The sequence below is a fragment of the Achromobacter seleniivolatilans genome, assembly GCF_030864005.1.
Taxonomy (GTDB): Bacteria; Pseudomonadota; Gammaproteobacteria; order Burkholderiales; family Burkholderiaceae_B; genus Achromobacter; species Achromobacter seleniivolatilans.
In genome coordinates this window covers 4,422,079-4,436,227 of the sequence record NZ_CP132976.1, presented here as the reverse complement: position 1 = coordinate 4,436,227, position 14,149 = coordinate 4,422,079, and the positions used below count along the sequence as shown (strand labels likewise).

Annotated in this window: 12 protein-coding genes; 6 read left to right on the top strand and 6 right to left on the bottom strand. The window is 62.8% G+C overall.

The window, feature by feature from the left end:
• Positions 1-44 precede the first annotated feature (44 nt).
• From RAS12_RS20010 to RAS12_RS19995, 4 genes are all read left to right on the top strand, one after another.
• Positions 45-1,577, top strand: coding sequence for a hypothetical protein (locus RAS12_RS20010; protein ID WP_306939526.1), 1,533 nt, complete (start codon positions 45-47; stop codon positions 1,575-1,577).
• Between the two features lie 196 nt (positions 1,578-1,773).
• Positions 1,774-3,207: an aldehyde dehydrogenase family protein gene (locus tag RAS12_RS20005; RefSeq protein WP_371321309.1), complete on the top strand. Its 1,434-nt coding sequence runs from the start codon at positions 1,774-1,776 to the stop codon at positions 3,205-3,207.
• A 33-nt stretch (positions 3,208-3,240) separates the two neighbouring features.
• Entirely contained in the window at positions 3,241-3,720 is a 480-nt protein-coding gene (locus RAS12_RS20000) for a GlcG/HbpS family heme-binding protein (RefSeq protein WP_306939524.1), read from the top strand.
• Positions 3,721-3,732: 12 nt separating this feature from the next.
• Positions 3,733-4,740 (top strand): 2Fe-2S iron-sulfur cluster-binding protein, encoded by a 1,008-nt coding sequence (locus RAS12_RS19995; protein WP_306939523.1) that lies wholly within the window; start codon positions 3,733-3,735, stop codon positions 4,738-4,740.
• A gap of 21 nt (positions 4,741-4,761) precedes the next feature.
• Here RAS12_RS19995 and RAS12_RS19990 read toward each other — a convergent pair whose 3' ends face one another.
• The 6 genes from RAS12_RS19990 to RAS12_RS19965 all read right to left on the bottom strand — a co-directional run bounded on the left by RAS12_RS19990 (position 4,762) and on the right by RAS12_RS19965 (position 11,458).
• Entirely contained in the window at positions 4,762-5,199 is a 438-nt protein-coding gene (locus tag RAS12_RS19990; RefSeq protein ID WP_306939521.1) for a universal stress protein, read from the bottom strand.
• A 98-nt stretch (positions 5,200-5,297) separates the two neighbouring features.
• The gene (locus RAS12_RS19985) at positions 5,298-7,004 is read right to left on the bottom strand and encodes an ABC transporter ATP-binding protein (protein ID WP_306939520.1); all 1,707 of its coding nucleotides are present in this window, start codon (positions 7,002-7,004) and stop codon (positions 5,298-5,300) included.
• Between the two features lie 15 nt (positions 7,005-7,019).
• Entirely contained in the window at positions 7,020-7,892 is an 873-nt protein-coding gene (locus tag RAS12_RS19980; RefSeq protein WP_306939518.1) for an ABC transporter permease, read from the bottom strand.
• Positions 7,889-8,866 carry an ABC transporter permease gene (locus RAS12_RS19975; RefSeq protein WP_306939516.1) on the bottom strand — a complete coding sequence of 326 codons (978 nt, stop codon included), beginning with the start codon at positions 8,864-8,866 and terminating at the stop codon, positions 7,889-7,891. Before RAS12_RS19975 ends, RAS12_RS19980 begins: the two co-directional genes overlap by 4 nt.
• A gap of 19 nt (positions 8,867-8,885) precedes the next feature.
• A complete protein-coding gene (locus RAS12_RS19970) occupies positions 8,886-10,574 on the bottom strand; it encodes an ABC transporter substrate-binding protein (protein ID WP_306939514.1) in 1,689 nt (562 codons plus the stop codon).
• A gap of 47 nt (positions 10,575-10,621) precedes the next feature.
• Entirely contained in the window at positions 10,622-11,458 is an 837-nt protein-coding gene (locus RAS12_RS19965) for a hypothetical protein (protein WP_306939512.1), read from the bottom strand.
• Positions 11,459-11,681: 223 nt separating this feature from the next.
• Here RAS12_RS19965 and RAS12_RS19960 point away from each other — a divergent pair, with 223 nt between their 5' ends.
• Complete coding sequence (locus RAS12_RS19960) at positions 11,682-12,923, top strand: SfnB family sulfur acquisition oxidoreductase (RefSeq protein ID WP_306939510.1); 1,242 nt, start codon at positions 11,682-11,684, stop codon at positions 12,921-12,923.
• Positions 12,924-12,927: 4 nt separating this feature from the next.
• Complete coding sequence (locus RAS12_RS19955) at positions 12,928-14,145, top strand: SfnB family sulfur acquisition oxidoreductase (RefSeq protein ID WP_306939508.1); 1,218 nt, start codon at positions 12,928-12,930, stop codon at positions 14,143-14,145.
• Positions 14,146-14,149: the final 4 nt, after the last annotated feature.

Below are 14,149 nucleotides of genomic sequence, written 5' to 3'. Positions count from 1 at the left end.
CCGATTGTGGCGACCTAACAGCCACGTCACAAGGGGAATCGCGCATGCAATCGGACGTCGTGCTCAATGCTGCTCATTGGATGTACCTGATCAGCGTGGCCGCCATCATCTTGACGATGGTGTTTCGGGCCAATGTGGTGGTGCCATCGGTAATTGGCACATTCCTGGTGGTGCTGGCCATCACAGGCAACCCGATCAGCGCGCTGATCGGCATCTTCTCGGCAAGCTTTGTCGCCGCCAAAGAGCTCTTCAACATTTTTCTGGTCATCACCTTCATGACCGCGCTGCTCAATGCGTTAAAGACGTTGCAGGCGGACGTGCGCATGGTGCAGCCGTTTCGCCGCGTCATGCGGGGCGGGCATTCATCGTTTGTGATCATCGCCCTCTGTACGTATGTGATTTCACTGTTTTTCTGGCCGACGCCCGCCGTGCCTCTGGTGTCGGCCATTCTGCTGCCCGCGGCCATTGCTGCCGGACTGCCGCCTTTGGCCGGCGCCATGGCCATCGCCATTGCCGGCCAGGGAATGGCTCTGTCGTCTGACTATGTGATCGGCGTTGCACCGAGCATCAGCGCCAAGGCGGCAGGCGCCGCAGTCAGCGCCGCCGTGGTGGCGGACCGGGCGCTGGTGCTGTCGCTGATTACGGGGGCGGTGGCACTGGTGGCCGCCTATCTGTTGATCCGCAAGCACATCGTGCCCGCCAATCCGGCTTTGCTGGACGCATGGCAGGCGCGCGCGCAGGACGGCAGCCTGGCCAGCATCGAGCACTCCGGTTCGTTCGATAAGGCGGAACTTGCCCGCGGCACCATGGGCGCGAATCCGTCGCTGCCCCAAACCGCCGGTCTGGACGAAGAAGAGCGGCGGCGCGTGCGCTGGTCCAAAACCTTTGCCGTGGTGACGCCCCTGGCCTTTCTAGGCGTGATCGCCGTCATGGTGCTGCCCCGCCTGTTCCCGTCCCTGCCCGCCTTGCGCGGCGGCGACGCGGCGGCGCTGGTGGGCGGCGTTGCCTTTGTCGTGATGATGCTGGTGACGCTGGCGGCTGAAGGCCCCCGCAAGATGCTGGATGTATGTCCGGAGCACGTGACCGATGGCTTTGTATTCGCCTTCAAGGCCATGGGCTCGGTGCTGCCGATTGCCGGCTTCTTTTTCGTGGGCGCCAATGAAACCGCTGCACAGATCTTGGGCGTGCCGCAAGCGCAGGCGCCAGGACTGCTGTTCGAAGCCATCTCCGCCGCCCAGCACCTGATCCCTGAAAACCACTTCCTGGTGGCGTTCGGCGTGCTGCTGGTAGGCATGATCACCGGCATCGACGGTTCCGGTTTTGCCGGCTTGCCGCTGACCGGAACGTTGTCTGGCGCGCTGGGCCCGGTGGTGGGCGTAGACCCCGCAACGCTGGCCGCCGTGGGGCAGATGGGCGCGGTCTGGACGGGCGGCGGCACCTTGATCGCCTGGTCATCGCTGATCGCGGTGGCGGGTTTCGCGCGGGTCAACGTGCTGGAACTGGTACGCGCCCTGCTATTGCCTGTCTTGCTTGCGCTCTTCGTGTCAACGATCTGCGCCGTGCTGATCTGGAGCTGAGAACCAATCCTGCGTGGACGATAAAAGGGCCCGCCGGGGCCCTTTTATCTGGCCCCTCGGCCTGGGGTTTCCACGTATCGCCCTAAAGTGATTAAAGTATACAATGTTCATAAGTTACCTCAGACGCCCTATTCCCGGCCATTCCCGCCTCAATAAAGGAAGCGCTCCCGTGGACGATCTTTCGCAGCAATCCTTCATGAACTACGTCGGCGGCGCCTGGGTGCCTAGCGCCACCGGCCGTACGGCTCCCAACATCAACCCGGCGGACACGTCAGACATCGTGGGCCAGTTTCCCGTGTCGGATGCCGGGGATGCCGCTCGGGCGGTCGAGGCCGCGCAGGCAGCATTCGCAGGCTGGCGCGATACGCCGATCTCAAAACGGGCCGCCATTCTTTTCCGTGCGGCGCAGTACCTGGAAGATCACGCCGATGCCTACGCCCGCGAATTAACCCGGGAAGAGGGCAAAGGCCTGAATCTGGCCAAGGACGAAGTCCTGCGTTCGGCGCAAACCATCCGCTTCTACGCGGTCGAGGGGCAGAGTTTCACGGGTGAAACCTTTGCCAATGATGATCCGGACATGATCGTTTACAGCCAGCGCGAGCCGCTGGGTGTTGTGACGGTGATTTCTCCATGGAATTTCCCCATCTCGATTCCCGCTCGCAAGATCGCGCCCGCGCTGATCACGGGCAACACGGTGGTGTTCAAGCCATCGTCTGACGCGCCCCTATCCGGCTACCGGCTGACCGAGGCCTTCGTGCATGCCGGTTTGCCGGCAGGGGTGTTGAACTTGTTGATCGGTCCCGCAGGCGCCGTCGGCCCGGCAATCACTGCTGCGCCCGCCGTGCGCGCCATTTCGTTTACGGGATCGACCGCGGCCGGTGAACAGATCCACCGCAGCGCGGGGCTCACCACCCGGACGCAGATGGAGCTGGGTGGCAAGAATCCCTTGATCGTCCTGGCGGACGCCGATCTGGACCGCGCCGTCGACCTGACCGTGAAGGGCGGTTTTTCACTCAGTGGCCAAGCCTGCACTGGCACCAGCCGCGTGTTGGTCGACGCCCGCGTGCGTCAGGCTTACACGGACAAGCTACTGGCCAAGATCAAGACGCTCACGATCGGCAACGGGCTGGAAGGCAACTTCGATCTGGGGCCGCTCGCCACCCGCAAACAGCTGGACAACGTATTGAGTTACGTCGCGGTGGGCAAGCAAGAGGCAACCCATCTGTGCGGTGGCGAACAGTTGAAAGGCGCAGGCTTTGACCGGGGTTATTACGTGACCCCCGCGCTTTTCACTGACGTCACGCAGCAAATGCGTATCGCTCGCGAAGAAATCTTCGGCCCCGTCATAGCCATCATTGAAGTCGATGGCTACGAAGACGCCATTGCCAAAGCCAACGACACCGAATACGGCCTGTCCGCCGCTATCGCCACCACTGACGCGCGTTATGCGCATCGCTTTGCCCGCGATATCCAGGCGGGAACGGTGAAGATCAACCGCACTACCACCGGCAATCTGATCAATGCCCCGTTCGGCGGGTTGAAGCACTCAAGCACGTCCACCTTCCGCGAATCCGGACGGGTGGGGTTGGAGTTCTACACCCAGATCAAGACTGTCTACCGCGCGGGTTAAGCGCGCTCCCCACACGAAAAAAGGTTAATTCCCATGAAGCAGATCTACCGCCTGGAACTGGAAGAAGCGCGTGTGATGGTGCGCGCCGCCATTGCCAAATCCGAAGCAATCGGAGTGCTGGAATCCATTTGCATTGTGGATGACGGCGGTTATCCCATCGCGCTTGAACGCATGGATGGCGCCCGTATCACCGGTCCCCAGATTGCGTGGAACAAGGCGTTCACCGCGGCTGGGCACAAGCGCTCGACGCATCTGTTCAACACCCCGCCCAACGGGCCGGCATTGCCGGGCAACGAAGCCTTCGGTATTCAGTGGAGCTTTGATGGCAAGTTTGCGGTGTTCGTGGGTGGCTTTCCCATTGTGGTGAACGACGAAGTCATTGGCGGCGTGGGCTTGAGCGGCGGCAACGGCGAACAAGACACGCAGGCAGGCTTGGCCGCGCTGACGGCGTTGGCTGAACTGCTGGAGCCGCGTGGCATGAAAGTCCTGGTCCAGGCGGACATCAAGAAATAGGCGAGGTCGGTCATGGCATACCGCGTGCATGTTCTGGAAACGGACGCGTCATTCAGCGTCGAAACGGGCGAGTCCGTGCTGGATGCCGCGGAGCGCGCGGCCGTCAAGCTGCCGCATGAATGCACCTTTGGCGGTTGCGGCACCTGCCGCATCAAGCTGGAATCCGGCGCCGTGCGCTATGACGAATTCCCCATGGCGCTCACGCCGGAAGAAGCTGCCGAAGGTTATGCGCTGGCGTGTCAGGCCAAACCGGAAAGCGATCTTTGCATCAGCGTAGCCAGCAGCCGCCAGACCTTTCCCGAACCGCGCAATCTGCCAGCAACCATTGATCGTATCGACGCCTTTAGCGCCGACGTGATTCATCTGACCTTGGCGCTGCCCGAAACGGGGCTGGACTACGTGCCCGGCCAATACATGAATGTGCTCTTGCCCGACGGCGAAACCCGCAGCTTTTCGATGGCTTCCGCGCCGGGCGGCAGTCTGGTGGATTTCCATGTGCGCCGTATACCGGGGGGACGTTATACCGATCAATGGCTTGGCCAGGCACAGCCCGGCGCAGAAGTCATGATTGAAGCGCCGCTGGGCGTGTTCAGCTATCACGAAGAAGACTGGCGTCCGCTCATCATGATGGCCACCGGCACGGGCATTGCGCCAATCAAGGCGATTCTGGAATCCTTGCTGGACAAAGAGGACTGTCCGCCAGTCAGCCTGTACTGGGGCGTGCGCACCGAGGCGGATCTGTACCTGCGTGATGTGATCGACAGCTGGGCGGGCCGCTTGTATGAGTTCAACTTTGTGCCCGTGTTGTCGCGTGCTGGCGGGCAATGGCAGGGCAGACGCGGCCACGTGCAGGACGCTGTCCTGGAAGACCACGCGGATCTATCGGAACACGCCATCTATCTGTGTGGCGCTCCGGCCATGATTCAAGACGCCAAGCACGTGCTCGCCCAGCGCGGCGCCAGTCTTGCGCACATGTATGCCGACAGCTTTACCTTTCAGCATGCGTTGGCTGCGGCCTGACTGCGGTCCAGCTGTTGCGCGTTAGCGGAACACCAGCACGGGCAGCCGGGTTTTTGCCAAGACGCGCTGCGTCTCGCTGCCCAGCAAAAAGCCCGTCATGCCGTGGCGGCCGTGTGAGCCCATGATGATCAGGTCGCAGTGTTGGCTTTGCGCGGTCTCCACGATGGCTTCGTGCGGATGATCATTCACCACGACAACGATGTTGCAAGGCACCAGCGCGTGGCGCGCTTCCATTTCCAGCCCGTCCAGATAACTTTGCGCGTTCTTGCGCGCCTGGTCGGTGTGATGCCCCTGCGTGGTGCCCAGCATCTCGGCCTGGTAGACCAGCAGATGGTCCTCCGGAATGGCGCGGATAAGGGTGATGGTGGCGCCCATTTCCTTGGCGAAAACGAGCGCGCGCTTGAAAGCCGATTCGGACAACAACGAGCCATCCACGGCGATGAGCAAATGCCTGTACATGTTGCCTCTCCTTTAGGAAAAGGAATGTCGAGCAACGGCGAAACCAGTATAGGCTTGCTGCTGCGCGCAATCCAGTCCCGCATAAGGACTAGGCAGCGTCAGGCGGTTTTGCGCAACGGCTCCCCGCGGGCTGCCAGACCCTGGGGCAGGGCGTCGATCAGGCTGCGCGTGTAAGGGTGGCGGGCGTCCCGCCAGAGTGTAGCGTTTGGGCCTTCTTCGACGATGCGGCCCGCATTCATGACCAGCACTCGGTCGGCCAGATAGTGAACGACCGACAAGTCGTGCGAAATGAACAGGTAGGACAGCTGAAACTCTGATTTCAGGTCGACCAGCAGATTCAGAATCTGCGCCTGCACGGACACGTCCAGGGCGGATACGGGTTCGTCGCAAATCACCAGTGCAGGGCGCAGCACCAGGGCGCGGGCAATGCCGATGCGCTGGCGCTGGCCGCCGGAAAATTCGCTGGGATATCGCGCCAGCGCCTCGCGTGGCAGGCCGACGGCATCCAGCATGTGGGCGATGCGGCGGCGGCGTTCCTGGCGGTCCGGCACATGATGGATGCGCAGCGCGGCCTCCAGAATGTCCTGCACGGTATGCCGGGGGTTGAGCGAGGCGTAGGGGTCCTGGAAGATCATCTGCACGCTTTGCCGGTAAGCGGCCAGTTGGCGCCGGTCGAGCTGGGTAGTGTCTTGGCCGCGCAGCAGAATCCGGCCAGACGCGGGGGACAGCAGGCGCACCAAGGTACGCGATAGCGTCGACTTTCCGCAGCCGGATTCCCCGACCAATCCCAGGGTTTCCCCGGGAGCAAGCTGGAAAGAAACGCCGTCCACTGCCGTACTAATGCCATGCCGCGTTTGGTATTGCACACGCAGATCCTGTACTTGCAGCAACGGCGGACCGTCGGCGGGTCCTGGATCGTTGGCGGATGGCGGCGCAGGCGGGGGCGTCACCAGGCCGAAGACCGGTTTTCCCGAGGCAGGGTCCAGCCGGGTACGAATTTCTGGCAGCCGCAGCGTGCGGTAGTGGGTCGCGTCGTCCAAGCGCAGTGATGCGCCCAGCAAACCTTGGGTGTAAGGGTGGCGCGGCTGCGCAAGCAAGGTAGACGCGGCCCCCTCCTCAACTTTTTCGCCGCCCACCATCACTGCAACGCGATCCGCCCATTCGCCCACAACCGCCAGATCGTGCGTGATCAGCAGCAGGCCCATGCCCAGTTCAGCGCGCAGATCGTCCAGCAATCGCAGGATCTGCGCTTGCACCGTGACGTCCAGCGCCGTGGTGGGTTCATCGGCCACCAGCAAGGCAGGCTGGCAGGCGATCGCAGCAGCAATCATGGCGCGCTGGCGCTGGCCGCCCGACAGGTGATGAGGGTAGTCATCCACGCGGCGCTGCGGTTCCGGCACACGCACCAGATCCAGCAGTTCGATGGCACGGGCGCGAGCCGCGCGGGCAGTCGCGCCGCGATGCAGGCGCAGCGCTTCACCAATCTGATCGCCCAGCGTCAGTACCGGATTCAGGCTGGTCATCGGCTCTTGGAAGATCATTGCGATGCGATCCCCACGCAAGGCGCAACGCTGGCGTTCAGGCAGTGTCAGCAGGTCCTGGCCTTCGAACAGAATGCGGCCTTGAACTCGCGCGTGACGGGGCAGCAAGCCAAGCAAGGCGAGGGCGGTAGTGGATTTTCCGCAGCCGGATTCACCCACCAGCGCCAGTGTTTCGCCGCTACGGATTTGCAGGTCCAGTCCGCGTACGGCCTGATGGCCGGGGAAGGCGACGTTCAGCCCTTGGATATCGATCAGCGTGCTCATGGGTGCTTGTGTGGATTACTGCGCGGGGGCGGTAGCGGCGCGCACACGATGGCGCCGCAGCTTGGGGTTGAGCGCGTCGTTGATGGCGTCGCTGAGCAGGTTCAGCGCCAGGACTGTCGCCATGATGGTCAGGCCAGGCAGCGCCGTCATGTACCAGGCAGTGCGCAAGGCCTCGCGGCCTGCGCCGACCATGCTGCCCCAACTGACTACATTGGGATCACCCAGGCCCAGGAATGACAGACCGGCTTCGGACAGAATGGCTTGCGCCACCAGCACGGCGGTGGTCACGATGATGGGCGGCAGGGCGTTGGGCAGAATTTCACGAAAAATAATACGGGCATGGCCTGCGCCCAGCGTTTGCGCCGCGCGTACGAATTCACGTTCGCGCAGGGAAATGAACTCGCCCCGCGTCAGCCGTGCAATGCCGGTCCAGGACGTCACGCCCAACGCGAAAATAATCGTCGACAGCGAAGGCCCCAGAATTGCGACCAGCACGATGGCCAACAGGAACGAAGGCACGGTCTGGAACAACTCAGTGATGCGCATCAGCACGGCGTCCGTGCGGGGTCCGGCGTAGCCGGCAAAAGCCCCCACCAGCAGTCCGATGACCAATGCAATGGCGGCAGAGGCGCCGCCCACCAGCAGCGACACGCGCGCGCCATGAAACAGGCCGGCCAGGATGTTGCGGCCCATCAAATCCGTGCCTGCGGGAAAGCTCGCATCCTCGCCCGGCCAGGTGAACGGGGCGCCCACCATCTCCAGCGGATCATCGGGGAACAGCCAAGAAGCGGTGGCGGCCGCGCCCAGCACCAGCAAAAGTATCGTCGCGCCCACGGCGGCGGATGGCGCGCGCAGCAGATGCCATGCGGCAAGCAATATCCGTTTCATGTTTTTCTCACGCGGGGATCAAGCAGGCCGTAGCAGGCGTCTACGGCAATGTTCATCAAGGCCACCAACGCCGCGCTCATCAACAGGATGCCCAGCAACAGGTTGACGTCGCGGCTGGCGATGGCCTCGAACGACAACTGGCCCAGCCCGGGCCAGGCGAACACGGTTTCCACCACAATGCTGCCGCCCAGCAGCGCGCTGCTTTGCAGCCCCAGCATGGTGATGACGGGCAGAATGGCATTCTTCAAGGCATGCCGCCAGATCACCCGCGCTTCACCGTTGCCGCGGGCGCGCGCGGTGCGGATGTAGTCTTCCTGTAGCGTTTCGATCATGGATGCGCGCGAGAGCCGGGCGTAGATGGCAACGTAGTAGATGGCCACCGTCGCAACCGGCAGCGCCAGGTGGCGCGCATAGTCCAGCCACAACGCCCAGCCTTGATAACCCGCGCCGACATCGCGTATGCCGCCCACGGGCAGCCAGTTCAGATGAACGCCGAAGCCCACGATCAGCATCAGCGCCGTCCAGAACATGGGCGCGGAATACCCTGCCGTGGCCAGCCCCGACAACAGCGTGTCCAGCATCCCATGCGGCCGGCGGGCGGCCAGCACGCCCAGCAGCACGCCAACCGCGACTGATAACGCCAGCCCGGTGCCAATCAGCGCGAGCGTGGCCGGAAGCCGGCCAAAGATCAGATCCGCTACCGGTTCCCCGTAGCGGAAGGAGTAACCCAGATCCAGCGACAGCAGGCTCTTTACGTAGTAACCCAGCTGCGCCAGCACGCTTTGGTCCAAGCCGTAGGCCACGCGTAGCTGGGCCACGTGCTCGGGTGTGATGCCGCTGTTCTCGGATGCAATCACATCGACCAGATCGCCCGGCACCAGCTTGAGCAGAAAGAAGTTGGCGATGGCGGTCGCGCCCACCACAAACAGAATTTGCAGCAGATACCGCAGCGGACGGGGCAGGCGCAAGGACATGGCGGGTTCCCGTCGGCCGTCAGGCCTTGCCCAGCCAGACGTTGGCGAAGTTGTTGCGCGAGTGTGAGGATGCGTCCGTCACATTGCGCACCTGCTTATCCCACACGCCAAACCAGCGGAACTCGAACAGGCCGATCAAGGGCAGGTCACGTTGCGCCAGGCGCTGCACCTCGTTGTATTGCTCGATGCGCTTCTTGGGATCTGTCTCCACCTGCGCGGCTTCAATCGCGCGGTCCATGTCCGGGTTGCTGTAACCCGACGCGTTATACCAGGGGGTGCCCTTGGCTTCGGCCTTGCTCCAGTAGCGTGTCTCGACTCCCAGTTGCGGGTCAATCAACACCGTGCCCCAAGAGCTGATCAGCTGGAAGTTGTAGTCAGTGAAGACGTTGCGCGTCCAGGTCGCCAGATCCAGTCCGCGCAGCGTCACGTCAATGCCGATCTTGCGCAGGGCCTGGCGGACGAATTCGCCCGTGCGGCGGTAGTCGTCGCCAAAGGGAATGTAATCGTGCGTCAATGCGAAGCGCCAGCCGTCAGCCTTGCGCGGAAAACCGGCCTCGTCCAGCAGCTTTTCGGCCAGCGCCGGGTCATACGGATACTGCTGCACATCGGGGTTGTGATAGGGCTTGACCAAGGACGGCACCGGGCTGACAAAGGGCTCGGCATAGCCATTCCACACGGTCTTTACCAGCACCTGCTTGTTGACCGCGTGGGCGATGGCCTGACGCACTTTCAGTTGCGACAGAATCGGGTCGCGCAGATTCGCTTCCAGCCAGAGCCAGGCGGAAAACCCGTTGTAGCCCGAGGTGTCGACAGACAGCTTGGGCAGCTTGGACAAGCGTGTTGCGTCGGTAAACGCTACCGGGTTGCGTTCGCCATATGACACGGCGCCCGTCTCCAGCGCGGTGGCGCGGCCGGAAACGTCGGGAATGATCTTCCATACGATCCGGTCCAGATACGGGCGTTCGGGCTGCCAGTATTTCTCGTTCTTTTCCAGCACGATGTAGTTGCCCCGGTTCCACTCTTTGAATACAAAGGGGCCTGTGCCGATCGGCTTGTTGTTATACGGATTGTTCTGAATGTCCGTGCCTTCAAACAGGTGGCGCGGCAGAATCGGTGCGCCCAGCGAATCGATGGCGTTAAGCGCGACAGGCGTGGGCTGGGACAAGTGCAGCACAACGGTGTGGTCGTCTGGGGTCTCGACTTTTTTCAGGTGTTGGAAAACCCGGCGCGCGCTGGGCGCGTGTTTTAGCCAGACTTCTTCGGCGGACCACTTCACGTCAGCCGCCGTGAAAGGTTTGCCGTCGTGCCACAACACGCCTTGGCGCAGCTTGAACGTAATCGTCTTGCCGTCTTCCGATACGGTCCAGCTTTCCGCCAAGACCGGCCTTGGCTTCAAGTCAGGGCCGTACTCGACCAAGCCGTCAAAAATCTTGCTGACCACCGCGCCCGTGGGCGTGGACGAGTTCAGGTAAAAAGCCAATGTGGGCGGCTCGGGATGCACCACGGCGTTGAGCACGCCGCCGCGCACCGCGCCATCTTGCGTGTTGGGCAGGCTCTGGGTATCGGCATAGGCGGGCGCGAAAATGACGTTGGGAAACAGCGCGCCCACCCCCATTAACGCGCCGGCGCTCATCAGCCAGCGTCGCAGGGGATTCGCGGGTTCGTCGTCCGCGCCGGGTTCTACGGAGGGAGGCAATTGCTGCGTCATGAAGGTGTCCTTCTATCGTGCTGTCGTTAGGATGCCGGCCGGTGGTTTCAGGCGGCCAGGCTGGTCAGGGCGGGAAGATCGTGGGGGTCGCGGCGCAGCAGCGTGGCCAGCAATTCGCGGCGCCATGTGTCGTAGAGCTCGATGTGGTTGCGTGTGTCCAGGCCGGTTGCGCGATAGTTCAATTGCCACGAGTCACGCAGATAGGGGCCAAGAATGCGTTGAGCATCTTCGTCCGCCTGTATCAACCCATCTGTCCAGTCCTCGCGTTCGGCAGGATCGGCATGCTCAAGCTTCCTTAACCACCATTGCGTAATGCGGATGCGATGCGCCTCTTCATCGGGCAGGATGCGGTTTTCGCCGAACTCGCGGTGGCCAAAGTCCAGCACCTTTGCTGTGCGCCGGTTCACGAACAGCCTGGCCAGGATGTAGTGTTCGTAATGGAATTGCCAAGCCAGAAAGTTCTGCCAATTGCGCAGCGCAAAGCCGCCGATCAGGTCCCAGGCTTCCTGGACGCCGCGCTCAACCTCGGGCAAGGGGTCTGATCCCAGCAACACGGCGGCGCGTCCCAGCGAGAACTCCGCGTGTGCGGCGTCGTCACCCAGTTGACGGGCCAGGGCGAACTGGAAAGCGGTGTCGTCCTTGAAAATTCCCGCGATGGCGTGGGCCGCGACCTGGGTGATGAACAGGTCGTGCACGGTATTCCAGATGGCGTAGTCGCCTGCGGCGCGGCGTTCGCTGTCGCTGGCCAGATCTCGTGGCGCCTCGATACGAGCGGCGGGCAGATGCGGCGCAACGGCCAGCCGGATGTCGTCGAACAATTGCGCTTCCAGCGCGCCGTCATAGTCCAGCGTCAGGGGCAGGCGGGGCAGATCCAATTCGGGCATGGCGGAGTCATCGACGCGGAAAAGTCTCGACTCTAAGCAAGCGCCGCCTCTGCCACCAAACATTCTTTGGTGATTTCGATATGTGTGCAAGCAGGCCGCTAACAGGTGCGACGGGGCGCCGTGTACGCATATACCGATTCCAAATAACTGCATAAGAAATCCGTCCTTCCGTGCCCGCCCTGGCGCCGATAGGCTGCATCTTTTCCCAACGCCGGGGTGCAACATGACGCAAGCTTCAAGCACGTATCCAAGTTCGCAGAGCGAGGAGGCGCCGCGTATTGTTCCCGCCGCACGCATTCAGGACGATGAGCAAGCCATCGAAATCGCCCATACGTTGGCCGCGGATTTTGCTGTGGGCGCGGCCGAGCGGGACCGGGCGCGCGGTTTGCCATGGCGTGAAATCGAACGCTATTCCGCAAGCGGCTTGGGCGGCATTACCGTGCCACGGGAGTTCGGCGGCGCCGAGGTGTCGCACGTGACGCTGGCTGATGTGTTCCGCATCATCAGCGCGGCAGATCCGTCCTTGGGGCAGATCCCGCAGAATCACTTCGGATTCTTGAACCTGTTGCGATTGACGGGTACGCCCGCTCAACAGCGACGCTACTACGAAGGCGTGCTGGCCGGACGCCGGCTGGGCAACGCTGGACCCGAGCGGCACACGAAGCACACACGCGATATCGAAGCGCGGCTGGTAGCCGATGGCGACGGCTATCGGGTCAGCGGGCGCAAGTTCTATTCAACGGGTGCGCTGTTTGCACATTGGATTCCGTCCAAGGTGCTGGATACCGAAGGGCGGTTGGTCACGGTGATTCTGGAGCGCGGCGCGCCCGGACTGTCTGTGGTGGACGACTGGTCCAGCTTCGGCCAACGCACCACGGCCAGCGGGACGGTGTTGCTGGATCAGGTGCGCGTCGAGGCCGACAGCATTCTGCCCGCCTGGCAGATTCAGCAAGCGGCCGTCGTGCAAGGCCCCTTCGCGCAACTGTTGCAGGCAGCGATTGATGCCGGGATTGCAGAGGGCGCCTTGCAGGACACCGTCAAATTTCTACGCGAGCGGGCGCGCCCCTGGGTGGAAGCGAATGTCGAACGTGCCACGCAGGACCCTTATGTGATTGCGGATGTGGGCCAGTTGTACATCGAGCTGCACGCGGCTCAAGCCCTGCTGACAGAGGCCGCGCAAATCCTGGATGACTTGAGGGGCCGCGTGTTGAATGCAGACGATGTTGCGGCAGCGTCAATCGCGGTTGCGCGTGCCAAGGCGCTATCGACTGACATTGCATTGGCCGCGAGCGAAAAACTGTTCGAGGTATCTGGCGCGCGGGCATCGCTGGCCGAGTTCAACCTGGACCGGCATTGGCGAAATGCACGTACACATACCTTGCATGATCCCGTGCGCTGGAAATACCACGCGGTAGGGAATTACGTGCTGAATGACCAGCGGCCCAACCGTCACTCCTGGATCTGACGCCATGCCATACGAGAAGATTTCGACCTTGGCGTCGCGTCGCGCCGCCATCATTGATTCCGACGCGCAGGCGTTGGAAGTGGCGCGCGCGCTGGCCGAGGATTTTGCGCAGGAAGCTTCACAGCGCGACCGGGAGCGGCGGCTGCCGCTGCCGGAGCTGGAACGCTATTCGCAATCGGGCTTATGGGGCATTACCGTGCCACGCGAACACGGCGGGGCAGGGGTGTCGCGCGTGACGCTGGCCGAAGTCACCGCGATCATCTCGCGTGCAGACGGCTCGTTGGGGCAAATTCCGCAGAACCATTATTACGCCTTGGAAGTGCTGCGGGTAAATGGCACGGCTGACCAGCAGCGCCGTTTTTATGCGCGGGCGCTGGCAGGGGAACGCTTTGGCAACGCCTTGGCAGAGACCGGCACGCGCACGGCATCCGAGCGCCGCACCAGCCTGACCGCCGACCGACAGGGCGGATGGCGTATCAACGGCAGCAAGTTCTATTGCACGGGCGCGCTCTATGCGCAATGGATACCCACCGCTACCGTGGGCCCGGACGGCATTCAACGGCTGGCGATTGTCCGCCGGGATAGTCCGGGAGTTGAAGTCATCGATGATTGGTCGGGCTTTGGCCAACGGGTCACGGGTAGCGGCACCGTGCACTTCAAGGACGTGGCGGTGCCTGATGAAGACGTGATGGTGCTGGCAGACCCAGCGGCCGCGCCCAACACCATCAAACCGCTGGCGCAGATTATTCATGCGGCCATTGACCTGGGCATCGGTCAGGCCGCGCTGCAAGATGCGCTGGTCTTCGTGCGTGAACGCTCACGCCCGTGGATTGATGCCGGCGTGGAGCGCGCAGCCGACGATCCACTGACCATCAGCGAGTTCGGCCGGCTGTCGATCCGTCTTGAAGCGGCGCGCGCGCTGGTTGCGCGGGCTGGCCGCATTCTGGATGTGGCAACCGCTGATGGCACGCCAGCCCATGTGGCTGCTGCCGCTATCGCGGTGGCAGAAGCGCGCGTCCTGACTACTGAGGCATCGCTTGCGGCCGGCACCAAGCTGTTCGAACTGGCGGGCACGCAATCCACGCTGGACCACCTGAATCTGGATCGCCATTGGCGCAATGCACGTACGCATACGCTGCACGACCCGGTGCGCTGGAAGCGGCATGCGGTGGGAAATTACTACCTGAATGACATCGCGCCCGGTCGCGTGGGCACAACCTGATCCT